Raw genomic sequence first — 24595 nt, forward strand, 5'->3', positions numbered from 1 at the left:
AACGGCTGAAACTTGACGCCGCAATCTGACTTTGTCACTCCTTACCTTTGAAGTACCCTACTCTCTCTGAAGCACTCTGCAACTTCTGGAAACGTGCGATTGCATGGCTGAGCTCATTCTTTTCAACAAACCCTTTCAGGTCCTGAGCCAGTTTACTGACGATGGTGCCGCTGGAGGCGACTCGCCGCGCGCGACGCTGGCGGACTACCTGCGAATTCCCGGCGTCTATCCGGCCGGTCGACTGGATTATGATTCCGAGGGCCTGCTTCTGCTGACATCCGAGGGTGCCTTGCAGCACCGGATTGCGTCGCCGGCGCTCAAGATGCCCAAGACCTATTGGGCGCAGGTAGAAGGCGAGATTTCAGACGACGCCCTGAAACGTCTGGCGGAAGGCGTTGAGCTGAAAGATGGCCTGACCCGGCCGGCAAAAGCCACAAGAATGCCCGCGCCGGCCATCTGGCCCCGGATACCTTCTGTAAGGCACCGCGATACCGTTCCAACCAGCTGGCTGGAGCTGACCATTACCGAAGGCAGGAACCGGCAGGTCCGGCGAATGACTGCCGCGGTCGGCTTCCCGACGCTGCGACTGATCCGTTACCGCATTGGCGACTGGACCCTGGCTGGCCTGAAATCCGGTGAACACCGGACAGTCACCGTCAACCTGCCGGCCAGCTCAAACACCAAATCCCGCCCCGGTCGTGCCGGACCCGGGGCCCGACCCCGGAGAACCAGAAAGTCATGACCTGGACACCCCATGCCACTGTAGCGGTTGTTGTTGAAGATCAGACAGGACGTTTTCTCATGGTGGAGGAGTTCAGCGGTGGCAAGGTTGTGTTCAACCAGCCCGCCGGCCATATCGAGGAAAACGAGGCCATACTCGATGCCGTTCGCCGGGAAGCCCTGGAGGAAACCGGCTGGGAGATTGACCCGATACACTTTTTGGGCATCTACACCTACAAGGCGCCGGCAAATGACGTTACCTATTATCGCTTCTGTTACGTCGCCCAAGCCGGGGCGAAGGTTTCAGACCATCTGGACGACGGCATCATTGCCGCCCACTGGCTGACCCTTGACGAGATTCGTGGCCTCGGCGAAAAACTTCGCAGCCCGCTTGTACTGCGGTGCATAGAAGATTACCGAAACGGCCGCCAATACCCGCTGGACGTCGTCGTCGATTCAAAGACGGCGTACTAGGAAAATGGTAAACTCGCGGTTTTTTAACCGGTAGCAACGCTGTAATGACCAACGCATCTGAAGCTCATTCTTCAACCAGCCCAACCAACACCCGCGTTGTCGTCGGCATGTCCGGCGGTGTGGATTCTTCCGTGGCCGCCTGGCTACTCAAGGATCAGGGTTATCAGGTTGAAGGCCTGTTCATGAAGAACTGGGATGAGGATGACGGCACCGAATACTGCACCGCCATGACCGACCTGGCGGACGCCCGGGCCGTTGCCGATGCCATCGGCATCAAACTGCATACCGCCAGCTTCGCCGCCGAGTACTGGGATCGGGTATTTGAGCATTTCCTGTCGGAATACCAGGCAGGCCGCACCCCGAACCCCGACATTCTGTGCAACAAGGAAGTCAAATTCCGCGCCTTTCTGGACTACGCCATCACCCTGGGTGCTGACTATATTGCCACCGGCCATTACGCCCGCCAGCGCCCCATTGCCGGCTCCCAGGGCAAGGCCCAGCTGCTGAAAGGCCTGGATCCGAACAAGGATCAGAGCTATTTCCTGCACGCGGTCTCAGGCGACCGCATCGCACGGACCCTGTTCCCCGTGGGCGAACTCGAGAAACCGGAAGTGCGCCGGATTGCCGAACAGCAGGGCTTCGTGACCCACGACAAGAAAGACTCCACGGGCATCTGCTTTATTGGTGAGCGCAAGTTCCGGGACTTTCTGAAACAGTACCTGCCCGCCCAGCCCGGCGATATCGAAACACCGGATGGCCGGAAGATCGGGCGCCATCAGGGCCTGATGTACCACACCATTGGCCAGCGCCAGGGCCTCGGCATCGGTGGCCTCAGTGAATTTGGCGATGAGCCCTGGTATGTGGCGGAAAAGGACCTCAGTCGCAATCTGCTCATTGCCGTTCAGGGCAAGCATCATCCCCTGCTGTTCTCCCGGGGCCTGGTATCCGGTCCGATTGACTGGGTCGCCGGCCAGCCTCCCGCAGAGTCCTTCCGCTGCAAGGCGAAGACCCGCTACCGGCAGCCGGATCAGGACTGTCAGGTTTCTGTCATTGACGGTGGCTTGCGGGTCGATTTTGAGGATGCCCAACGGGCGGTCACGCCGGGACAATCGGTTGTCTTCTACGACGGCGAGGTGTGTCTCGGCGGTGGTGTCATTGAGGAAACCTGGCGTGATGGCGAGCCCCTGCCGGCCCGCCTGACCGGTTCCCGGACTCAGGAAGAATCCGTATGAGCCGCTCTCTGAAAGACCAGACCCTGGCCCTGGCCGGGGTTTTCCAGGCCGCTAACCTGGTTCAGCAGATTGCCCACAGCGGCCAGTGTAATCAGGCCAGTCTGGAAACCTCCATACGCTCCCTGTTTGCAACGAATCCGGAGAACACCCTGGACGTTTACGGTGGTGAACTCCGGGATATCCGGGAGGGCCTGGTAACGCTTTCCTCCGTGCTCAGCCAGCAGAGCAAGCAGCAGGATATCGAAGTGCTTCGCTATGCCCTTAACCTGGTTCACCTGGAATCCAGGCTGAACCGCCGGTCAGACATGCTGGACGTCATCGGCAGCAGGATCGACCAGGCGCGGCATACCGCCAGCCACTTCGGCTATACCCACCCCAACCTGATCAGCAACCTGGCCTCGGTATACGCCGATACCATCAGCACTTTCCGGATGCGCATCCAGGTGAGCGGCAATCCCTCAGTCCTGCAGCAGGAAGAGAACGCCGCCAAGGTTCGGGCTCTTCTGCTGGCGGGTATACGGTCGGCGGTGCTCTGGCGCCAGACCGGCGGGCGTCGCTGGCAACTGATTTTTTCCCGCAAGAAGGTCATCCTGTTGGCCCGGGAACTGGCCGAGGAAGCGAATCGCTCCCTGTACCACTGACAGCGCTGATTCAGTGCCTGCGCTGGTGTATGATAGGCACCCCCTGATTTTCTTTTGACACAATTCTTTGATGACTTGAGAGGTTTTCGATGGAACTCACCGCCCTGACCGCCATTTCCCCGGTCGATGGACGCTATGGCAGTAAAGTCAGCGTCTTCCGTGAAATCTTCAGTGAATATGGCCTGATCAGGAACCGCGTGACCGTCGAGATTCGGTGGCTGCAGAAACTGGCCGCTCACCCCGGCGTAACCGAAGTGCCTGCTTTTTCCACTGAAGCCAATGCCGTGCTCGACCGCATCGTGAGCGAATTCAGCCTGGAGGACGCCGAGCGTATCAAGGAAATCGAACGCACCACCAATCACGATGTGAAAGCGGTGGAGTATTTCATCAAGGAGAAAATCGCCAGCGTTCCGGAACTGCACGCGGTGACCGAGTTTGTCCACTTTGCCTGCACCTCGGAAGACATCAATAACCTGTCCCACGCGCTGATGCTTCGGGAGGGTCTGGATCACGGCATGCTGCCCGCCATGGACCGGGTTGTCGACAAGCTGGCACAGCTGGCACACGATCACGCATCCCAGCCGATGCTCTCCCGTACCCATGGGCAAACCGCTTCACCCACAACCGTGGGCAAGGAGCTGGCCAATGTGGTCTACCGGTTACGCCGGCAGGTCAAACAGATCCGTGAAACCGAGCTGCTGGGCAAGATCAACGGCGCGGTTGGCAACTACAACGCCCATATTTCAGCCTACCCCGACATTGACTGGGCGCTGAATGCCCGGGAATTCATCGAAGCTCTCGGCCTTGACTGGAACCCGTACACCACGCAGATCGAGCCACACGATTATATTGCCGAACTGTACGATGCCGTCGCCCGTTTCAACACCATTCTGATCGACCTGGACCGGGACATCTGGGGCTACATTTCCCTGGGTTACTTCAAGCAGAAGACCGTGGAAGGCGAAGTGGGCTCCTCCACCATGCCCCACAAAGTCAACCCGATCGACTTCGAGAACTCCGAAGGCAACCTTGGTATCGCCAATGCCCTGTTCAGCCACCTCTCTGCCAAGCTCCCCATTTCACGCTGGCAGCGGGACCTGACTGATTCAACAGTTCTCCGCAACCTGGGGGTTGGCTTTGCCCACAGCCTGATCGCCTATGAGGCCAGCCTCAAGGGGCTGGGCAAGCTCGAAATCAACCCGGCCCGTCTTGATGACGACCTTGACCACGCCTGGGAAGTACTCGCCGAGCCGATCCAGACCGTGATGCGCCGCTACAACATCGAAAAGCCCTATGAAAAGCTCAAGGCATTGACCCGCGGCAAGGCAATGACCCCGGAAGTGATCAAGAATTTCGTTGAGACCCTTGAGATTCCGGAGCAAGCCAAGGCAGAACTGATGGCGCTGACACCAGGCAGTTACATCGGCAACGCCATTGATCAAGCACAAAACATCTGAAACCGGGAGCACGCCCATGGACATGCTTGGCGGACTGACACCCTCTGAATTTCTGCGGGACTACTGGCAGAAGAAGCCCCTTGTCATCCGTCAGGCATTTCCAGGTTTCCGGTGCCCGGTCAGTGCCGATGAGCTCGCGGGCCTCGCCTGCGAAGAAGGCGTGGAGTCCCGGATTGTCATTGAAAACGACGATGGCAAACCCTGGCAGCTCCACAACGGCCCCTTCTCTCCGGACCGGTTCAGCGCTTTACCAGAGCAGGACTGGACCCTGCTGGTTCAGGGCCTGGACCACTGGGTGCCGGACATTGCCGATCTGCTGGAGCACTTCCGTTTCATACCCAACTGGCGCCTGGATGACATCATGGCCAGTTACGCCCCCAAGGGCGGCAGCGTTGGCCCTCACTATGACCAGTATGATGTCTTTCTGCTTCAGGCCCAGGGGCACCGGCGCTGGACCTTTGGCGGCCACTGCGACCACGCCTCTCCACAAGTGGAAGGCACCCCGCTCCGGATTCTGAGTAGCTGGGATGGAGAAGAAACCGTCACCCTGTCCCCCGGTGACATGCTGTACCTGCCGCCAGGCATCGGACACCATGGCATTGCCGAGGACGACTGCATCACCCTGTCAGTGGGTTTCCGGGCGCCGACCATCGACGACATTCTTACCGGGTTCACCGACTTTCTGGCCAGCCAGTCCGATACCTCCGAGCATCTCAACGACCCGGACCTGCAGGTTCAGGATAACCCGGGCACTATCCGGCCCAACGTTGTGGACCGCCTGGAAGGTGTTATTCGGGAGAAACTGGGTGATCGCCGGCAACTGACTCTCTGGTTTGGTCAATATTCCACGGCTCCGAAGAGTATGGACATCGTAGTCCCTGCCGACGAACCGGCCGATGCCGGGGATATTGCGGAAGCGATTCAGGCCGGCGAGCAGATGCGCTGGAATGAAGGCTCGCGCTTCGCCTATTACGATTTTGAAAGCGAAACCGCGCTGTTCGTGGACGGCGAACAATTCCTGCTAAAAGGTGAGGCCCGGCCTCTGGCCCCGCTGCTATGTTCCTCCGCCCGCATCGATATGGCGGCACTGGCCGGATTTGCCGACGACGAAGCGTTGCTTGGGCTTCTGACCACGCTCTACAATCAGGGCTCTGTCTATTTCGAGTAAACATAGGCGGTCGAGGTATCGGCGAGCGGGTAAGCCCTGATAAAACACGCTGTGAATACATCCGTGTACGCTCGGCTCCGCCCTTTAGCGCTTATCGCTCCTGCGTCGCGCTAAAGGTCCGGGGCAAGCCGTCCATGGCTTTCCCGTGAAGTGCTTTGCACTTCACCCATGGCTCCGCACGGTTTTATCAGGGCTTACCCGCTCGCCTTATCAGGCATCATCATGAATATCCGATTCAGAAAATACGATTGGCAACTCGCTCCAGCATCAATCCGGGAAATTCGTCAGCAGGTGTTCATTGACGAACAAAAGGTCCCTCCGGAGCTGGAGTGGGATGAAACCGACGAAATTGCCGATCATTACCTGGCGGTGTTGCCTGACAACACGCCCGCCGGCGTCGCCCGGCTGTTCCCGGCCCTGGAAGAAACCGGCCACATTGGTCGCATGGCGATACCGCCGGAGTACCGCGGACAGGGTATTGGTGAGGCACTGCTGCGGCACCTGATCAATGAATCCGCGGGACGGTTTTCAGAGCTCAGGCTCTCTGCCCAGGAACACGCTATCCCCTTCTACCAGCGTTCAGGCTTTCATGTCTGCTCGGGTGTCTACGACGATGCCGGCATTCCTCACTTTGATATGCGTTGCCTGGCACCGGATCTCGCGGCCGAGGCCCTTGCCGGCAAAGACCAGCCGATGATTCTGGGTAATGACACGGAGTCCTGGCTATTTGATAGTGAAAGCCGGCTGATCAGCCTGATGGATTCCGTGGTTGGCCAGGCTGGTCAGCGAATCTGGCTTTACGACCGCCTGCTGGAACACGATCTGTACGACCGCCATCGTTTCCGGGAGCTGATCTCCGCCCTCGCCCGTCGCCATCGGCTCAGTGAGGTCAGACTGCTGATCCATGACGACAAACCGCTGGTGAAGCGTCGCCACAAACTGGTCGAGCTCATGCGCCGGTTACCCAGTCGGATGGAACTGCGCCTGGTCAATGAAGATTACCCGGTGGAGGATCAGCCGTTCATTCTGGCGGATCGGGAAGGTGTGGTGTACCGGCATGACTTCTACAAGCCGGAGGGTTTCGCCAGGTTTTCGGACGGTGGCCGGGTAAAACTGCTCTCGGAGAGTTTCCAGCGAATGTGGGATGCCGCCCGCCCTTCCCTGGAATTGCGGGAATTACCGCTCTGAGTGATGAGCCTGTGGCGCGTCCGGCGCTTCAAATCGGGCGCCGAACGGGGCAAATTCGGCATCCACTTCACTGGCAACCTCAGCGATCAGCCTGCGCAGCCACTGATGGTCGGCATTGTGTTGCAGCAACGGACTCCAGGCCATTTTCAACTCAAAGGGCGGAATCTCGAACGGCGGCACCTTGACGACAAGATTCGGATTGTCCCTCTGAAGCCAGGCGGCACGGGAGGGCAATGTGGCAATCAGGTCATGCTGCTCAGCGAGCAGCATTGCCACCTGATAATGCCGTGTGAAGACGGAAATCTGACGCTTGCGCCCCATTCTGGACAAGGCTTCGTCAACCCAGCCCAGGCGCTGGACGTCCTTGGGATTTACACCCACGCCAACGCCAAAGCCGGTCTTACTGACCCAGATGTGACTGGCATCCAGGTAGGTATCGAGCGTAAACGGCTCCCTGAGCAGCGGATTACGGGCATTCATCAGGCAGGCGAAATATTCGGTCCAGAGAGTTTTCTGGTGGAACGACTGGGGTATCTTGTCGAACCGGTTAATGGCCATGTCCAGCCTGCCCTGCTCGACGTCGAGAAAACTGACGTCACTCGGGGTCAGGACGTCCAGCGTCACCTGTGGCGCCTCTTGCCGAATGCGGCGGAGCACGCGGGGCATCAAACAGGACTCGGCGTAATCACTGGCCATAATCCTGAACACCCGCTGGCTTTCGAGAGCCGAGAACGGCGTCTTTTCCTGCACTGCCTGCTCGATATCTGAAAGGATCCCGCGTACCAGCGGTTGAAGCTCCCGGGCGCGCTCCGTGGCTGTCATACCTTCACTGGTTCTTACCAGCAATGGATCGCTGAACAGATCACGCAACCGCCTTAACCCATTGCTCATGGCAGGCTGGGTGATGCCCAGGTGGTTGGCTGCCTTGGTTACATTCCGCTCGCGCAAGAGCACGTCCAGATAAACGAGCAGGTTCAGATCAACACGGGAAATATCCACAGACAACTCCGGAACGCCATAATAACGGGGTAAAAGAACCTTCATTCACGGGGACAATATACATGCTACGGAAAATTCACGTAATCAATGTGCAATACGAACTTTCACATTTGAAAACGGATTCAACGCCGTATTTCTGTTAGTCTTTCGGATACTTGCTGAATAATATCGGTATTTTGAGGCCGGGCCTGCATTCCCGCCGTCCTTTGATCCTGAAGCCGGAGTCGTTACTGACAAAATGGATACCACTACGATTGTCCTTGTGCTGGCCGCCATCGTTACCGTCTCGATTGTCATTATTGTGATCAGCCAGATGCGAGAGCGGGCCCGAATCGAGCGGGCCCGGAAAATCACCGCACAGGAGGACGCGTACAACCGCGCCTTTCGGCTGCTCTCGGAGATCCCCGGTCAGTACCTGACCGCAGACCTTAAGCTCGTGCTGATCAAACGCATGGAAGAAGCGTGTAATGAACTCGCGGGGCTTAAGTCCGGCCTCCCGGTTAAACAGTGGCAGGATTCGGCGACCGATCTGAAAAAACAGGTCATGGAAAAACGTGACACCACCGTGCCGGTAAAGATCGATTCCCCGGAAAAATCCAATTACGTCAAGGAATTGCTTCAGAATCTGTTCAAAATGATTGAGGCGATGCATAAAAGCGGGCGGATTGACGCTGGCACTGCCAAGAAGAACCTCAGGTATGTCCTGTTTCTGGTTCATAAGACCCACGCCGACCTGCATGTGTTCCAGGCCCGGGATTATGTCCGCCAGAACCAGATTCGCAAAGCCATCCACGCCTATCACCTGGCCAGCACCGAAATGGGCAAGTCCCGTGACAATCCCCTTGCCATGAAAGCGGTCAAGAGCTTCCGGACACGTATCAAGGAACTGGAGGCAATGAGCGCAGAAGGCAAGGATGGCCAGTACCATGAATCCCAGTCCCAGCTGGACCGGGAATGGGACACCTTCCTCCACGATGATGAGTGGAAGAAAAAAGCCGACTACGACGACTGAAGGCACAGACCGGGTCGTTAATAGGTCCGGCCCGCCAACAGGGACAGTGCATACCCGTGAGCAAACGCTTCAAGCAGCGGCTTTCCTACCGACTCACCCGTGACACCGTACTGGTTGCCATGGCCTTGGGGCTGGTGCTCAATTTTATCCAGATCACCCTGGATTATTTTAGCGCCAGGGAATCCCTGGAAAGCGAAATCCACGCCCTGATGGACATCAGTACCAGCCCGGCGTCCCAGATTGCCTACAACATCGACATCCGGCTGGCGGAAGAATTGCTGGATGGCCTGCTCAGACACCCGGCGACAATCGACGCCCGAATTATCGACAGCGACAACGAGCCCATGGCGGCTTCCAGCAAAAGCAGCCCGACGTCGTCCTACCGCTGGGTCAGCGATCTTCTGTTCGGCTCAGACCGGGTTTTCAGGCATGAGCTGAGAGTGCCTCAGCTTGAGGATCTACCCCTCGGAGAACTCGTTGTCACCATCGATACCTTCCACTATGGCGCTCAGTTTCTTGAGCGGGCCGGCTACACTCTCATGAGCGGGCTATTCAAAACCCTCATCCTGTCCGCCGCGCTGTTTCTGATTTTCTATTTCGTGCTCACCCGCCCCATGCTCAATGTCATCAGTGCCCTCAGCCAGGTGCGCGCAAATTCTCCGGAGAAAGTCAGGTTGCCAATACCGCACAACCATCGGGAAGACGAGATCGGAACCATGGTTGGCGTCATCAACCAGCACCTTGAAACCATGGATGCCAGTCTGGCGCAACTCCGGCATGCCGAGAGCGCCATGAAGAACTACTCCACTCAGCTTGAGCAGGAAGTTGAAGACCGCACCCGGGAAATCTCCGAGAAAAATCAGGCCCTGCAACGGGGTAACCGCGCCCTGGTGAAAGCGAAGGAAGACGCCGTACGCCGCGCCCGGGCGAGAGCCAGTTTCCTGGCCAGCATGAGCCACGAGATCCGTACTCCCCTGAATGGCGTTCTGGGGCTGCTTGGTCTGGCATTGGAGGGAGATCTTGATTCCGCTGAGCGCAACCGACTGGAGATCGCCCTGAATGCCGGAGAGAACCTGCTGGAGCTTCTGAACGATATACTGGACATTTCGAAGGTTGAAGCCGGCAAGCTTAGCCTCGAAAACATCCCGTTCAGCGTCCGGCAGCTGATCGAGGAATGCGCAACGCTCCATACCCAACAAGCCCGTCGCAAGAATATTTACCTGATTAACGAAATAGATCCGGATCTCCCGGAGAGTTTTCTGGGCGATCCGACCCGGGTCCGGCAGGTGCTCAATAACCTGTTGAGCAACGCCATCAAATTTACTGACGAGGGCGGCGTCCGAATCCGGGCGGGCTATTCTGGCGGCAGTCTCAGAATCGGCGTGGTAGATACCGGGATTGGCATGTCAAAAGAGGGTCTGGACAGGATATTCTCACCTTTCTCCCAGGCCGACGCGGACACCACCCGACTTTATGGCGGGACCGGTCTTGGGCTGACGCTCTGCCGCCAGTTGGTGGAACGAATGCATGGCCAGATCCTGGTGGACTCCCGGGAGGGCAGCGGCACCCACTTCACCGTTATCCTGCCGTTGGCGGTCCATGATGCCGGGCCAGCAGACGCTGAAAGCGTGGCTTCCCCGAAAAACCGTCTCGGCATCACTCCGGAGCCATCGCAAACCGACACCGATCAGCCGCTGTCGATTCTTCTTGTAGAAGACAATCAGGTCAATCAACTGGTGGCCACGAGCCTGCTCAAAAAGCTTGGTCACCGGACAGACCACGCAGAGAATGGCGAGGAAGCCATCCATGCGCTGGAGCGAAAGCATTATGACATGGTGCTGATGGACTGTCAGATGCCCGTGATGGACGGTTATGCGGCAACGCAACGGATACGCCAGAACCCGGACTGGAAGAACCTGCCCATCATTGCCGTTACTGCCAACGTGATGCAGGGAGACCGGGAGGACTGCCTGGCATCAGGAATGAATGATTACATCACCAAGCCCTATAAATGTGACGAGCTCAGGGCAGTGATCAATCGCTGGCGCCCACCTGGTGCTCCAGAACACTCAGGACCTGCCTGAGCTCATCCCGGAGCGCAACCAGCCGGCCCGGCTCGACATCAATACCGCACAAGAGGCGCCCGGGAATCTGCCCGGCTTGCTCTCGCAAGTCATGCCCAGCTTTGGTCAACGCTACCGTCACCACCCGCTCGTCATCCAGGTTCCGTTGTCGGATGACCAGCCCACGGTCCGCCAGGCGCTTCAGCAACGGTGTCAGGGTTCCCGAGTCCAGTCGAAGCCGCGCTCCCAGATCAGAAACCCTCGTTAGCCATCCGTTTCTTGCCTGCTCCCAAAGCACCAGCATCACCAGATACTGCGGATAAGTGAGGCCAAGGTCCACCAGCAGTGGACGATAACGAGCGGTTACCGCCCGGTTTGCAACGTATAATGCGAAGCAGATCTGGTTATCGACACTCAGCATGTCGCTCAACGGGTCACTCTGTGCTGTCATGCCGGCAGTAACTTCTCGATGTCAGCCCGAATATCCTCGGGTTTGGTTGTGGGCGGATAGCGGCGGACTACCTTTCCATCGGGGCCGACCAGGAACTTGGTGAAGTTCCATTTCACGTTTTCTGACCCCATCAGGCCTTTGGCCTCGCGCTTGAGAAACCGGAACAGCGGATGGGCGCCATCGCCATTGACTTCAATCTTGGAAAACATCGGGAAATCCACCCCATAATTCAGGCTACAGAACTGGCTGATCGCGTCGTCATCACCCGGATCCTGGTTAAGGAACTGGTTGCAGGGAAAGCCCAGCACTTCGAACCCCTTACCCCCCAGCTCAGTATGGAGCGATTGCAGACCCTCGAATTGCGGTGTGAATCCACATTTACTGGCGGTGTTAACAATCAGGAGCACCTTTCCCCGATAGTCTGCCATGCTTTTCTCATTGCCCTGGATATCCCGTACTTCGAAGTCGTATATCGTGTTGCCAGCCATCGGACTCTCCCATAATGAATTTATCTTTTCCACATTTATATTGTGCACAATTTAGTTAAAAAAACCATGTCCGTGCAGGCCTCCCGGGACGCACTTTTACAAACCGGTTCAGCTTTGCATTGTAAATCTGCCTGAACACGACACAATTCATCATAATTCCCCTGTTGCCGCCGACCGTCGCTCCGCTAGAATAAAGGCCTGTCGTTTTGGCAGGCGTCATTTTCCGATCTCACAAGAAGGAAGCCCGGGTCCTATGCAGAACTACTATAAATCCGCCAAACTGGATAACGTGTGTTATGAAATACGTGGCGTAGTTCTGCGGGAAGCACGTCGACTGGAAGAAGAAGGCCACCGGGTCCTCAAGTTGAACATTGGCAACCCGGCCACATTTGAGCTGGATGTGCCGGAAGAAATCCAGCAGGACGTTATCTACAACATGCACCTGGCCCAGGGCTACGTGGAATCAAAGGGCCTGTTCTCCGCCCGCAAGGCTGTGATGCACTATTGCCAGCAGCGAGGTATCGACAAGGTCGATATTGACGACATCTTTCTTGGCAACGGCGTCAGCGAACTGATTGTCATGACCATGCAGGCGATGCTCAATACTGGCGATGAAGTATTGATCCCGGCACCGGATTACCCGCTCTGGACAGCGGCTGTTACCCTGTCCAGCGGCAAACCGGTGCATTATCGCTGTGACGAACAGCAGGACTGGTTCCCGGATATTGACGATATTCGTAAAAAGATTACCCGTCGTACGCGGGCAATTGTGCTGATTAACCCGAACAACCCGACCGGTGCCGTCTACTCAAAAGAACTGCTTGAACAGGTGATCGAGCTTGCCCGCGAGCACAACCTGATCGTTCTGTCCGACGAGATCTACGACAAGATTCTCTACGACGGCACCCAGCACATTTCCACCGCTTCACTGGCCGACGATGTTCTGTTCTTCACCTATAACGGCCTTTCAAAGAACTACCGGGCGGCCGGTTACCGCTCAGGCTGGATGATTGTCAGCGGTGCCAAACACCGCGCCAAGGACCTGACCGAGGGCATTGAGATGCTCTCCAACATGCGCCTGTGTGCCAACGTGCCCGCCCAACTGGCCATCCAGACTGCACTGGGCGGGTATCAGTCCATCAATGACCTGGTAGCCCCGGGCGGACGGCTCTACGAGCAACGGGAGACGGCCTGGCGGATGCTCAACGATATTCCGGGCGTAAGCTGCGTCAAACCCCAGGGCGCGCTCTATCTGTTCCCGAAGCTGGATCCCAAGCGCTTCCCCATCGTTAATGATGAAAAGCTGGTATTGGATCTTCTGCTGCAGGAAAAAATCCTTCTGGTACAGGGCTCAGCGTTCAATATCGATGACAGGCAGCATCTCAGGGTGGTTTTCCTGCCCCGGGAGGACACCCTGGAAGACGCCATGGGCCGGCTCGGAAACTTCCTGGGCAAATACCAGCAGTAACGGGGCTCATCATGGCGGATCTTCACGTCGAGGAATTCTACAAGGATGCTGCAATTGCTCTTGTTCAACTTTATGGCGCCTTCCCGAGGCGAATAAACCTGTTTGTTGAAGATATTGCCGGGCCCGATGAACCCGACGAGTTCGGCCTGCACAGCAAGCGACATATGGCCTGCTTTGGCGCGCTGCTCTGGCTCGCCGAGGAAGGCCTGCTTCGGTATGTTGATACCATTCGTCAGGAAGCGCTGGACCAGGCGGTCCTGACACGGGGTGCGTTTATCCGCCTGAGCGCTCCGGCACCGGCGTCTCTGACCCGGGAACTGGGAATTGCGGATGGGGGATCCGTCAGCACCCTGCCCCCCTCGGTTCAGGACGATCTTTCCACCCATATCCACCTGGTGCGCACCGTACTCAGAAGCGGCAACTCCGGCCGCATCAGTCAGGCAATGCAGGCGGTCTTCTTTGCTGACAGTGGCAATTATTAAATCGACGTAAGAGCGTTGATTGATTGAACCCGAGCCATATATATCGGTCTGAACACCGGTTTTTTTCGTGACGGACAGAACAGGGACCTAACATGCGTATTCTGCTGTTTCTGGCAACCAACCTTGCCGTGATCCTTGTCGCCAGCTTCACGCTGCGACTGCTGGGGGTGGACAGCTACCTGGCCCAGAACGGCATTCAGTATGGCTCGCTACTGGCTTTCGCCACTATCTTCGGGTTTGCCGGCGCCATCGTCTCCTTGCTCCTATCGAAGCCCATGGCCAAGTGGAGCACCAAGGCGAAGGTCATTGAATCTCCGAGAACACCCGCCGAGCGTTGGCTGGTCGGGACGGTCGCTGAAATGGCCAAAAACGCCGGTATTGGCATGCCTGAAGTGGCCATCTTTCCGGCGTCACAGTCGAATGCTTTTGCCACGGGATGGAACAGGAATGACGCGTTAGTGGCAGTGAGCGAAGGCCTGCTGCAACGCTTCAACAAAGATGAGATCCGGGCAGTGCTTGGCCACGAAATCGGCCATGTAGCCAACGGTGATATGGTGACCCTGGCGCTGATTCAGGGGGTGGTGAACACCTTCGTAATATTCGCGGCACGAGTGATAGGTTCTTTCGTTGACCGTGTGGTGTTCAAGAATGAGAGCGGCTATGGTCTCGGTTTTTTTGCAGTCAGTATCGTGGCCGAAATCGTACTGGGGATCCTCGCCAGCACCATTGTGTTCTGGTTCTCGCGCCGCCGGGAGTTCCGGGCCGACATCGCTGGAGCACAACTGGCCGGGCGCTCGGCGATGATCAGCGCACTGGCGCGGCTCAGGCAGGAGAGTGAGGTCCCGGACCAGATGCCCGACACCCTGCAGGCGTTCGGCATCAACCGCGGCGCCCGGGGCGGATTGAGCGCACTCTTTATGACGCACCCTCCGCTGGAAGACCGCATCCAGGCCTTGCAGAGCGCAAAGCTGTAAACAGAAAACCGGGGCACTGCCCCGGTTTTTTCTTTCCTGCCAACACTACTGATCAGATCTTCAGCTTGAACCCTATGGCCCGGAAACTGTCCTGCAGGGATTTACTCGTTCCCTTCAGCTGGATCTTGAGGCTGGAGCACTCCCGACGCACCGGGTAGTCACGACGAAGTCGGTCAAATGCTGCCCCTCGCTCCTCAACCGAACCGCTCATGGCGTTCCGAAGCCGGATATCGTCCCGGCGGGGATCATAGCATGCCCTCAATGCAATGCGGATTGCATCTTCCTCCTCCGCGGAGCTGGTAAAAGAAATTTTGCTAAGTGCCGGCTCCGGCAGAAACTGGCCCGCCTTTTTGCGAACCGGCAACCCAAGGAACTGGCTCAGCGCCTGATAAATCATTTCCGTGCCCTGAACCTTCCCCTCCAGGCTGTGCCCGGCGATATGCGGTGTTGCCAGCCATACCTGATCAACGAGTTCAGGGTGGATTCTTGGCTCCTGCTCCCAGACATCCAGTACCACGGTGGGCACATTGCTCTTACCGAGACGCGCCAGCAGGGCTGATGAGTCGATAACCCCGCCTCTGCCGGCGTTGATAAGCAACTGACCTGCACCCAGACTATCCAGCTCCTGTTCGCCAACCATGTGGAACGTCGGATGGTTACTCTCACGGGTTAACGGTGTGTGCAAGGTAACTACATCGCACTTCATGGCCTCTTCGAGGGACACAAACTCCTGGCCTTCTTCGCCCAGGTCTGCTCTTGGCGGATCGCAAAGCCGCACGTCAAAGCCAAGGCGTTCCAGTTTACGCGCCAACTCGCCACCAACGTTACCCACACCGACAATACCGACACTGAGCCGCGACCAGTCGATCAGCCCCCGCTTCTCGGCATAAAGAGACAGAACAGACAGCACGTACTCGGCAACACTGTTGGCATTGCAGCCGGGCGCTGCGGAAAACCGGATACCTTGCTGTTCGAGCCAGTCCCGATCCACGTGGTCGGTGCCAATCGTGGTCGTACCCACGAAACGCACGCGGCTGCCTTCAAGCAGCTCACGGTTTACCCGGGTAACGGAACGGACCAGCAGGATATCGGCAGCGCGGACCTCGCCGGCAGTCATGGAGCGGCCGGAAACACGTCTGATCTCACCGATATCGCCAAAAAAGGAGTCCAGTAACGGAATGTTTTCGTCTGCTACGATCAACATAATGATGTCCGGCCTGTCAGTTCCTGCGCTGACGCTGATTGCGACCGCCCTGACCACCGCGGCCACCCTGCCCCTGAGGGCGGCGACCACGCTTGCGGGTAATCGGCGGATTGTCCATGGCCGCCATGAGCGCTTCATCAGGCACAGCGGTTTTCAGCTTCTGGCTGATGTAAGTCTCGATGGCCGGCAGTGAGAAAGAGTCATCCTCACCGGCAAAACTGATTGAAACCCCATGCTTGCCAGCCCTGCCGGTGCGGCCAATGCGATGGACATAGTCCTCGGCATTGTCCGGAAGATTGTAGTTGAAAACGTGGGTGACACCGTTCACATGAATACCACGGCCAGCAACGTCGGTGGCAACCAACACCTGAATACTGCCCTTCTTGAACTGATCGAGGGTTTTGAGGCGCTTGTTCTGAGCAATTTCACCGGACATCAGGGCCACTTTCACGCCCTGATTCCTGAGATCTTCTTCCAGGTCGCGGCACTGGTCACGCCGGTTGGCAAATACCAGGGCTTTTTCCACTTCCGGGCGTTTGAGGAAATTCACCAACACCGGCAGCTTTTCGTCATCGCCCACCAGGTAAACCGTCTGCTCTACCCGCTCGGCCGTTTTCTGTTCGGGCTCGATTTCCACGAACTCGGCATTGCTGGTCCACATTGATGCAAGGTTCAGCACATCCTGGTTAAAGGTGGCACTGAACAACAGTGTCTGGCGCTCGTCCTTGGGCGTGCACTTGCGGATAATCCGCTTCACATCCGGAATAAACCCCATATCGAGCATACGGTCGGCTTCATCCAGGATCAGGATATCGATCTGATCGAGGAACACGTCCTGGGAGCCCAGGAAATCAATGAGGCGGCCGGGGGTGGCAACGAGAATATCGACAATCTCATTCTGCAACTGATCGCGCTGTTTGTCATAGTGCATGCCGCCCACCACCGTGACTACGTTGTGGCCGGTGTGCTGGCACAGCTGCTCAGCGTCCTTGGCAATCTGCATGGCCAGCTCGCGAGTTGGCGCCAGGGCAAGAACCCGGGGCTCTGAGGCGCACCGGTCCGTTTCCGGAATCGGCGTTTCCAAAAGACTCTGGATAGCCGTGATCAGGAAGGCTGCAGTCTTACCGGTACCCGTCTGGGCCTGGCCGATCAGATCTTCACAGGCTAGTGTCCAGGGCAGTGTTTCTGCCTGAATCGGGGTGCAAAATTCAAAACCAATGGCCGTAATCGCATCCAGCAAACGCTTGTCGAGGTTCAGATCACTGAATCTCAGATCGCCGGTGTGTTTTGGGTCAGATGTCATAGAGTCTCAGTTTTCCTGCAAATGTCCTGATTCAGAATTTTATAGCGGAGCGATGCGCCGGGCATCTTCACGCCAGCGCTCCCCGAGGATTTCTCCGGTTCCATAAAATGTTGCCAGCGCGACAAAAAAAACCTGTGCACGGGTCGGCAGCCCGCGTTCCAGGAACTCGCTCGCCTGCGTCCGCACATTCCGGCGGAAGCGCTCTTCATTTGAGGCGCCACCTCCGGAAAGGTTGTCCACACTGATGTGGAAGCGGGACCCCGAGGCCAGGGAAAACAACCATTCGATGGCCTGGGGTTTCACTTCCACCTGCTCGAATGCCTGTTGCTGTTGCGGTGTACGGCCATCCGGACAGTACCAGTAACCATAGTCATGAAGTGTGCGCCGGTACTCACCAGCAATACACCAGTGGCTTATTTCATGTAAAGCACTGGCATAATAGCCGTGAGCAAAAACGACCCGTGCCGGCCGGTTCGGCCCGCTCTCCGGTATGTATTCAGGTTCATCGCTGCCTTTAACCAACTCGGTCCGGTATGCTTCCCGGAACAGGTCATTAAACAGCATGATAAGATCATCTGGACTGTGGTTCATTGGCTGGCTATTGTGCGGCTTTACTGCCGCCAATACCAGAGGGAACTTTGACAGGTGCCCCGTGTCCACAGCAGGCGTGGCAAACCGGCCTGCCAGTGGCAATCGCACCGCGACAGTCCGGCCGAATCAGACACTAACCTGGAATCTCTACGATCAATGACGGCTTTCTCTGCAGTAACGAAGATGAAACGCCAATGGGCGAACCCACTAACTCTGATCCTGGCATTCGCCCTGTTCCTGTCAACAGCCAACCCGGCCTGGGCACTGGGCACCGGCGGGAGTTCCCTGTTCGGCGGTCAGGCCAACGAATTTCTCCCGGTAGACGAAGCTCTGCCATTCAGCTTCGCAACCGACAATGGCAGCGTGGTGCTGACCTGGGAAATCACCCCTGGCCACTATCTATACCGTGACAGGATCAGCGTTGAGGCCACGGACCCGGGCGTCCGCATTGGCGACCCGGTATACTCCAGGCCCGGCACGGACATTGAAGACGATTTTTTTGGAAAATCCACCGTATTCTTTGACCCGGTGGAAGCCCGGGTTCCGGTCACGCTGCCCGAAGGCGTTCGGGAAGCCCAACTGCAGGTGACTTATCAGGGTTGCGCAAAGGCCGGCTTGTGTTACCCGCCCCAGACCCGGGACGTCCTGTTCTACCGGGGTAGCCCCAGTGCCGGATCCCAGACTGTTTCCACCGGAGGTGTCGACGGCACCGCAAACCAGGGACCGGTGAACACCGAGACCGCGACGGGCCTTGCGGGCTTCCTCGCTGGGCAGTCCACCCTGGTGATTGCCGGCGTCTTTCTGCTCCTTGGCCTGGGGCTGACTTTTACGCCCTGTGTTCTGCCCATGGTGCCGATCATTTCAACGCTGGTTTCCGGCAGAAATACCTCTACCACCGGCCATGCCCTGCTCCTTTCATGCAGCTATGTTCTGGGTATGGCGTTGACCTATGCCGCAGCCGGGGTTCTGACCGGCTTGCTAGGTGCCAGCTTTAACCTGCAGTCGCAACTGCAATCGCCCTGGGTGTTGAGCATATTCGCCCTGATGTTCGTGATATTTGCGCTCTCCATGTTCGATCTGTTCGAGATTCAGCTGCCCCGGTTTATCCGCGAACCTCTCAACGATGCCAGCCATCGTCTCACGGGCAGCCGGGTTGTCAGCATATTCGGCATCGGCGCACTGTCGGCATTGGTCGTTTCTCCGTGCGTGTCGGCCCCGCTGGCCGGCAGCCTCCTTTATATCTCTACAACCCAGGATGCCGTCATCGGAGGTATCGCCCTCTTCGCGCTTGGCCTCGGGATGGGAATTCCACTGATTCTGGTTGCCGTTGGCGGCCGAAAAGTGCTGCCAACCACCGGGCACTGGATGACGGCGGTAAAACACTTCTATGGCGTTATGTTGCTGGCGGTGGCGATCTGGCTGGTTGAACGCCTGGTGCCGGGCTGGCTGGCGCTGACGCTGTGGGGGCTGCTGATTGCCATCACCGGTGTTCAGATCGGGGCGTTTGATGCGGCAAAGGCAGGCTGGGAACGCACGCGCAAAGGCCTTGGCCTGGTTCTGTTTGCCTACGGCCTGGCCCTGCTTGCCGGTGCGGTCAGCGGCGCCAACGACCCGTTCAAACCACTGGCACCCTTTACCACGGCAAGCGCATCCGCCGGATACGGTGGCACGGTCATCAGTGCGCAGCACGCGGATTTTCAGCGGGTGGAACAGCCTGCTGAAATAAGGGCCATGCTCAGACAAGCCCGGGAGCAGGAACGTCCGGTGGTACTGGACTTCTACGCCGACTGGTGCATTTCCTGCAAGGTCATGGAGCGCAACGTCTTCAGCCAGCCGGATGTCATTCAGGCTCTCGCCCCCTTCACGCTGCTGCAGATCGACATAACGGACAACACGCCCGAGCAGCAGGCCATGCTTGATGAACTGGGCCTGTTCGGGCCGCCGGCTATTCTGTTCTACCGCAGCGACGGCGAGGAGTTGCCCCAACGGAGGGTGCTGGGTGAGATGAACCGCGACGAGTTCCTGAGCCACCTCCGGAAGCTGCGCCCGGAAGTCTAAAGGCGCGCTTTATTGGCCTCTCTATGTGCCTCTGCGTATCAGGTAGATGAACAGATCGCCGGACTCCGCCCGACCGACCAATTCATGCCCCAGGAACTGGCAGAATCTTGGAATATCCCGTGTGGTGGAGGGATCCGTGGCAACGACCCGCAAGACGCCACCAGGCTCCACATCGTTTATGCGATTGTGTAACATCATCACCGGTTCCGGGCAGAAAAGACCACGGGCGTCCAGTTCAGCGTCGTACTCAGATGCACTCAAGCCCTATCTCCTGTCGTTTGAGCTGATTTTTTGGAAATACCTGCTAAATTATTGTTTATAACAGTTAAAGTACGTGGAGGTTTGCCATGATCCGGGTTCTGATTGAACGTCACATTGCTGAATCACTGGAATCAGCCTACGAAGAGCGCTCTCGCATGGTTTTGCAGCAGGCGGTCAGCGCCCCCGGCTTCATTTCGGGAGAAACACTGATCGACAGTCACGACCCCAATCACCGCATTACCCTGGCAAACTGGCGGTCCGAGGCAGACTGGGACCGCTGGTTTCACTCCGAGGAACGCCGTGACCTCATGCTTGAATTAGTTCCCATGATGGACCACGAGGAGCACATTACTGTTCTGGAGCAGAGCGTCTTTTAACCTGTCCGCTCAATGAAACAGGTGGTTTCCTCACGATCATGGTAGGGATGGCGGGCCTTCAAACGAAAACCGATGCCCGCCTCCCTGAGCCCGTTTACCAGAATATCACGGCAGATCACCCACTCGTCATAGCGCTTCTTCATCGGCAGCTGAGTCTGCCATTTCACGGCCGGCTTCGATTTCGAACCCGGGCTGGCAAAAAACTGGAGAATCTGTTCCATGCAATACCTGAAAGATACGAACTGAAAGCCAACCCGCAAAAGTTGAATCTGTTTAACAGCGCTGATTGTCTTCTCAGGCTACACTTCCTGCTCTGATATCCGCAGGAAGTACCAAATGTCGCTGATTATGCGCCTGTTTGCCATCCTGAGTCTTTCGCTGTTCCCTGCCCTGGCAACGGCAAATTCCGGCTCACTCAGGACCGGGTGTCCGACGCTTGAGGCAACGGACAGCGGAGCGCGCAATTCGCTGATGCAGTACATCTGCTTCTACAGTGCGCCGCCCGGCGAACCTGCCCACAATGCATCCAGGCCCGAGCAACTTCCGGAGAATCTTGCATGGACACCGGCACATGGCCGGGACTTGGTCTTCAGCGCCACGAAATCGGTGTACTGGATTCATCTGCATATCCGGAACTCCGGGGCGGAGCGTAGCCTGTGGTACCTGAAACTCAACTACCCCCTGCTCGATGAAATCACCTTCTGGCAAACGGGGGATGATACTACAGAGTCCATCGTAACCGGGGATCAGCACCCGTTTTCTTCTCGTGGGATAGACTACCGGTATTTTCTGCTGCCCGTCACACTGGATGCCGGCGAAACCCGCTCGATTACCCTCAGGGTTCACAGCAGCGGAGCACTGAATGTTCCGCTGAGCCTGGAAACCCCGGCGGAAGTGATTGCCGGCAGCAATCACCTGACCCTGACCCACGGACTGTTCTACGGGGCGTTACTGGTGTTTGCCGTGTTCAATCTGCTGCTTTTCTTCAGCTCCGGAACGGCTTACTACTTTTACAACGCCTTTTATATGGCCGCCCTCGGGCTGTTTCTGTTTGCCATGGGCGGGTTTGCCAACCAGTATTTCTGGCCCAATAGTACTGGCTTTGCCAACATGTCCATTCCCCTGTCCCTGACCCTTTCCGCGCTGGCCATGACACTTTTTGGCCGTTCATTCCTGGAAGTCTCCAGGGGAACCACCTCGGAAACCGCGCTGAAAACCCTGGCCTGGTCCTGCGTCGGATTTCTTGCGCTGACGCTGGTTCTGCCGTATAGCAAAACCATTGTGCTGAACACCGTGCTGGCACTGACCGTCATTTCAAGCCTCTTTGTCATCGCTGCTGTTCGCTGGAAACAAGGCTATCAGCCGGCCCTGTGGTACCTGCTGGCCTGGCTGGTGATGCTGATTGGCGGGCTGATCTATGCACTGGCGGCGTTCGGCTATCTGACCGACTTCCTGGCCCGGGAAGCGCTGATGCAGTTTGCGGTCGGTGGACAGGTCATTCTTCTGAACTATGCCATGGTGCAACGGTGGCGGCTGCTCAATCAGAAGTTGCTGGAAGTGGAGCATAACGCACGCACCGAGCTTGAGTTCAAAGTGCATGAGCGTACCGCACAACTGAGGAGCATCATGCGGGAGCTTGAAAAGGCCAACCGCCAGCTGTCGGCGCTGAGCACGAACGATGCCCTGACCGGGCTGCACAACCGAAGGCACCTGGATAACATTTTCCCTGAATTGTGTGCCGAGGCGCGCCGCACGGGCCATACACTGACCCTGGCACTGGTAGATGCCGATCATTTCAAAACGATCAACGACACCTGGGGCCACAGCTTTGGGGATGTCTGCCTTCAGTTTATTGCCGAAATGCTGACCCGGCATGTGAAACGCCCGCGGGATATTGCTATACGGTTTGGCGGCGAGGAGTTCGCGCTCCTGCTACCGGGAACAGACGCCGCCGGAGCACGAAAAGTCTGCGAGACATTACTCGCGGACATCGCCAATACACCACTGACATCACCCGATGGAACCGAGGTCAGGATCACCCTGAGCGCGGGCATTGCCTCCCTGAGTGCCGGCGAAAGCCAGAATCAGCTTTTCGAGCGGGCAGATGAAGCCCTCTATGCCGCGAAAAACGAGGGCCGCAACCGCGCGCTGTTTTCTGAAGCCACCGAAGCCTGAAATAACAGAAGTCTGAAGCAACCGAATTGGCGTAGCCCTCGGGAATTCAGACATTCATCAACAAATAGCCGCGTTTCCCGGTGCCGGCGCACCGGCACCGTGCGCCAAAATAAGCACGACTTCCACAACCTTTGATCTTAATCAACCTCACAGAATTCACCTCTGCTGTTTGAAGGTCTATCATTGCTAGCCAGGCAACACACATTCCGGGCGCTGAACAACTCCAATAACGGCATAAAAAGGAAGCCATGTTGCTGATTCCGGCGCATTTGACGGATGTCAGGAGTTGACCTGAGTCATTGCAAACAGCTAATGGTTTCTCCATACTTGCGCCCGCATATTTCCCCACTTTAAACCCATTGGTAAGGCTATGAGCACAGTAAATGCAAACCTGACATACAACTACAAGGTGGTGAGACAATTCGCCATCATGACAGTGGTATGGGGTATTGTAGGTATGGCGCTGGGTGTGCTGATTGCAGCACAGCTGGTCTGGCCGTCCCTCAACCTCGACCTGCCCTTTACCCACTTCGGCCGTCTCCGGCCGCTGCATACCAACGCCGTCATCTTCGGCTTTGGTGGAAGTGCCTTGTTCGCCACCGCCTATTATGTGGTGCAGCGTACGTGCCAGGCCCGCCTGATTTCAGATGGACTGGCAGCGTTCACCTTCTGGGGCTGGCAGGCGATCATCGTTTCGGCAGCCATCACTCTGCCGCTTGGCCTTACCTCTTCCAAGGAATACGCTGAACTGGAATGGCCGATCGATATTGCCATCGCAGTTGTCTGGGTCAGTTACGCTCTGGTGTTCTTCGGAACCATCATCAAGCGCAGCACCCCGCACATCTATGTGGCCAACTGGTTCTACGGTGCGTTTATCATCACGGTTGCTGCCTTGCATATTGGCAACAACATGGCGCTGCCCGCCAGTGCTTTCAAGTCCTACTCTGCCTATGCCGGTGTCACCGACGCCATGATGCAGTGGTGGTATGGTCACAACGCCGTGGGCTTCTTCCTGACCGCCGGCTTCCTGGGCATGATGTACTACTTCGTCCCCAAGCAGGCCAACCGTCCGGTTTACTCCTACCGTCTGTCCATCGTTCATTTCTGGGCACTGATCGCGACCTATGTCTGGGCCGGTGGTCACCACCTGCACTACTCTGCCCTGCCGGATTGGGCCCAAACCGCGGGCATGGTGATGTCCCTGATCCTGCTTGCGCCTTCGTGGGGCGGCATGATCAACGGCATGATGACCCTGTCAGGTGCCTGGCATAAACTGCGCACCGACCCGATCCTGCGTTTCCTGGTGGTTTCCCTGTCCTTCTACGGTATGTCTACGTTTGAAGGCCCGATGATGTCCATCAAGACGGTGAACGCGCTTTCTCACAACACTGACTGGACCATCGGCCATGTTCACTCCGGTGCCCTGGGCTGGGTTGCCATGATCAGTATCGGTGCGGTTTACCACCTGATTCCCAAGCTCTGGGGAGTCCGGGCCATGTACAGCACCAGCCTGATCAACGCTCATTTCTGGCTTGCGACAGTAGGCACCGTGCTTTACATCGTCGCCATGTGGGTTAACGGCATCATGCAGGGCCTGATGTGGCGTGCAGTTAACCAGGACGGCACGCTGACCTACAGTTTCGTTGAAGCCCTGGAAGCCTCGTACCCGGGCTACTTCGTCCGCTTCCTCGGTGGCGTTATTTTCCTGAGCGGTATGCTTGTTATGGCCTATAACGTCTACATGACCGTGCGCCAGAAAGACGCGGTTGCGCAGGACAATGCGGCAACACAGCCTGCGTAACGGGAGAG

Annotated in this window: 23 protein-coding genes and 1 pseudogene; 16 read left to right on the forward strand and 8 right to left on the reverse strand. The window is 57.3% G+C overall.

Annotation, left to right across the window (positions count from 1 at the left end; genetic code table 11):
- Positions 1–103 precede the first annotated feature (103 nt).
- From NLK58_RS04210 to NLK58_RS04240, 7 genes are all read left to right on the forward strand, one after another.
- A complete protein-coding gene (locus NLK58_RS04210) occupies positions 104–742 on the forward strand; it encodes a pseudouridine synthase (protein WP_117617414.1) in 639 nt (212 codons plus the stop codon).
- On the forward strand, positions 739–1194 hold the full coding sequence (locus tag NLK58_RS04215; protein WP_117617415.1) for an NUDIX hydrolase: 456 nt from the start codon (positions 739–741) through the stop codon (positions 1192–1194). Before NLK58_RS04210 ends, NLK58_RS04215 begins: the two co-directional genes overlap by 4 nt.
- A gap of 44 nt (positions 1195–1238) precedes the next feature.
- Positions 1239–2426 (forward strand): tRNA 2-thiouridine(34) synthase MnmA, encoded by a 1188-nt coding sequence (mnmA, locus tag NLK58_RS04220; RefSeq protein ID WP_341582129.1) that lies wholly within the window; start codon positions 1239–1241, stop codon positions 2424–2426.
- Complete coding sequence (gene hflD / locus NLK58_RS04225; RefSeq protein WP_117617417.1) at positions 2423–3067, forward strand: high frequency lysogenization protein HflD; 645 nt, start codon at positions 2423–2425, stop codon at positions 3065–3067. The genes mnmA and hflD overlap by 4 nt, the downstream gene beginning before the upstream one ends.
- 89 nt (positions 3068–3156) lie before the next feature.
- The gene (gene purB, locus NLK58_RS04230; RefSeq protein ID WP_341582130.1) at positions 3157–4524 is read left to right on the forward strand and encodes an adenylosuccinate lyase; all 1368 of its coding nucleotides are present in this window, start codon (positions 3157–3159) and stop codon (positions 4522–4524) included.
- A gap of 16 nt (positions 4525–4540) precedes the next feature.
- Entirely contained in the window at positions 4541–5692 is a 1152-nt protein-coding gene (locus NLK58_RS04235) for a cupin domain-containing protein (RefSeq protein WP_341582131.1), read from the forward strand.
- A 222-nt stretch (positions 5693–5914) separates the two neighbouring features.
- A complete protein-coding gene (locus tag NLK58_RS04240; RefSeq protein ID WP_341582132.1) occupies positions 5915–6880 on the forward strand; it encodes a GNAT family N-acetyltransferase in 966 nt (321 codons plus the stop codon).
- Here the strand turns inward: NLK58_RS04240 and NLK58_RS04245 are convergent.
- Entirely contained in the window at positions 6869–7879 is a 1011-nt protein-coding gene (locus NLK58_RS04245) for a LysR family transcriptional regulator (protein WP_341582133.1), read from the reverse strand. The two genes, NLK58_RS04240 and NLK58_RS04245, sit on opposite strands and share 12 nt — an antisense overlap.
- Before the next feature lie 238 nt (positions 7880–8117).
- Here NLK58_RS04245 and NLK58_RS04250 point away from each other — a divergent pair, with 238 nt between their 5' ends.
- Positions 8118–8891, forward strand: coding sequence for a hypothetical protein (locus NLK58_RS04250; RefSeq protein WP_117617422.1), 774 nt, complete (start codon positions 8118–8120; stop codon positions 8889–8891).
- Between the two features lie 56 nt (positions 8892–8947).
- Positions 8948–10975, forward strand: a complete 2028-nt coding sequence (locus NLK58_RS04255) for an ATP-binding protein (RefSeq protein ID WP_117617423.1) — start codon at positions 8948–8950, stop codon at positions 10973–10975.
- On the opposite strand, the gene NLK58_RS04260 is transcribed toward NLK58_RS04255, so the two are convergent.
- Positions 10926–11405: a MarR family winged helix-turn-helix transcriptional regulator gene (locus NLK58_RS04260; RefSeq protein WP_205422262.1), complete on the reverse strand. Its 480-nt coding sequence runs from the start codon at positions 11403–11405 to the stop codon at positions 10926–10928. The two genes, NLK58_RS04255 and NLK58_RS04260, sit on opposite strands and share 50 nt — an antisense overlap.
- Positions 11402–11893 (reverse strand): glutathione peroxidase, encoded by a 492-nt coding sequence (locus NLK58_RS04265; RefSeq protein WP_117617424.1) that lies wholly within the window; start codon positions 11891–11893, stop codon positions 11402–11404. The genes NLK58_RS04260 and NLK58_RS04265 overlap by 4 nt, the downstream gene beginning before the upstream one ends.
- 253 nt (positions 11894–12146) lie before the next feature.
- Between NLK58_RS04265 and NLK58_RS04270 the strand changes: the two genes are divergently transcribed.
- The 3 genes from NLK58_RS04270 to htpX all read left to right on the forward strand — a co-directional run bounded on the left by NLK58_RS04270 (position 12147) and on the right by htpX (position 14817).
- Positions 12147–13361: a pyridoxal phosphate-dependent aminotransferase gene (locus tag NLK58_RS04270; RefSeq protein ID WP_117617425.1), complete on the forward strand. Its 1215-nt coding sequence runs from the start codon at positions 12147–12149 to the stop codon at positions 13359–13361.
- Positions 13362–13372: 11 nt separating this feature from the next.
- Positions 13373–13843, forward strand: a complete 471-nt coding sequence (locus NLK58_RS04275) for a hypothetical protein (protein WP_117617426.1) — start codon at positions 13373–13375, stop codon at positions 13841–13843.
- Positions 13844–13935: 92 nt separating this feature from the next.
- The gene (gene htpX, locus NLK58_RS04280) at positions 13936–14817 is read left to right on the forward strand and encodes a protease HtpX (RefSeq protein WP_117617427.1); all 882 of its coding nucleotides are present in this window, start codon (positions 13936–13938) and stop codon (positions 14815–14817) included.
- Positions 14818–14869: 52 nt separating this feature from the next.
- On the opposite strand, the gene pdxB is transcribed toward htpX, so the two are convergent.
- The 3 genes from pdxB to NLK58_RS04295 are packed head-to-tail and all read right to left on the reverse strand — an operon-like array spanning position 14870 to position 17888.
- Positions 14870–16021 (reverse strand): 4-phosphoerythronate dehydrogenase PdxB, encoded by a 1152-nt coding sequence (gene pdxB / locus NLK58_RS04285; protein WP_117617428.1) that lies wholly within the window; start codon positions 16019–16021, stop codon positions 14870–14872.
- A gap of 16 nt (positions 16022–16037) precedes the next feature.
- Entirely contained in the window at positions 16038–17324 is a 1287-nt protein-coding gene (locus NLK58_RS04290; protein ID WP_117617429.1) for a DEAD/DEAH box helicase, read from the reverse strand.
- Between the two features lie 39 nt (positions 17325–17363).
- The gene (locus tag NLK58_RS04295) at positions 17364–17888 is read right to left on the reverse strand and encodes an elongation factor P hydroxylase (RefSeq protein WP_341582134.1); all 525 of its coding nucleotides are present in this window, start codon (positions 17886–17888) and stop codon (positions 17364–17366) included.
- A gap of 210 nt (positions 17889–18098) precedes the next feature.
- Here NLK58_RS04295 and dsbD point away from each other — a divergent pair, with 210 nt between their 5' ends.
- Positions 18099–19973, forward strand: coding sequence for a protein-disulfide reductase DsbD (dsbD, locus tag NLK58_RS04300; RefSeq protein WP_376788065.1), 1875 nt, complete (start codon positions 18099–18101; stop codon positions 19971–19973).
- Between the two features lie 21 nt (positions 19974–19994).
- Here dsbD and NLK58_RS04305 read toward each other — a convergent pair whose 3' ends face one another.
- Positions 19995–20171: a sulfurtransferase TusA family protein gene (locus NLK58_RS04305; protein WP_376788079.1), complete on the reverse strand. Its 177-nt coding sequence runs from the start codon at positions 20169–20171 to the stop codon at positions 19995–19997.
- 149 nt (positions 20172–20320) lie between these two features.
- On the opposite strand from NLK58_RS04305, the gene NLK58_RS04310 reads away from it, so the two are divergent.
- Positions 20321–20611 carry an antibiotic biosynthesis monooxygenase gene (locus NLK58_RS04310; protein ID WP_341582137.1) on the forward strand — a complete coding sequence of 97 codons (291 nt, stop codon included), beginning with the start codon at positions 20321–20323 and terminating at the stop codon, positions 20609–20611.
- Here the strand turns inward: NLK58_RS04310 and NLK58_RS04315 are convergent.
- A pseudogene (locus NLK58_RS04315) lies at positions 20608–20763 on the reverse strand (23S rRNA (cytidine(2498)-2'-O)-methyltransferase RlmM); the annotation flags it as partial. The gene NLK58_RS04310 and the pseudogene NLK58_RS04315 overlap by 4 nt on opposite strands.
- 184 nt (positions 20764–20947) lie before the next feature.
- Here NLK58_RS04315 and NLK58_RS04320 point away from each other — a divergent pair.
- Both NLK58_RS04320 and ccoN read left to right on the forward strand, forming a co-directional pair.
- Positions 20948–22786, forward strand: coding sequence for a diguanylate cyclase (locus NLK58_RS04320; protein ID WP_341582138.1), 1839 nt, complete (start codon positions 20948–20950; stop codon positions 22784–22786).
- A 370-nt stretch (positions 22787–23156) separates the two neighbouring features.
- Entirely contained in the window at positions 23157–24587 is a 1431-nt protein-coding gene (ccoN, locus tag NLK58_RS04325) for a cytochrome-c oxidase, cbb3-type subunit I (protein WP_341582139.1), read from the forward strand.
- The last annotated feature ends 8 nt before the right edge of the window (positions 24588–24595 follow it).

The sequence above is a fragment of the Marinobacter metalliresistant genome (genome assembly GCF_038098645.1).
GTDB classification, from domain to species: Bacteria; Pseudomonadota; Gammaproteobacteria; order Pseudomonadales; family Oleiphilaceae; genus Marinobacter; species Marinobacter metalliresistant.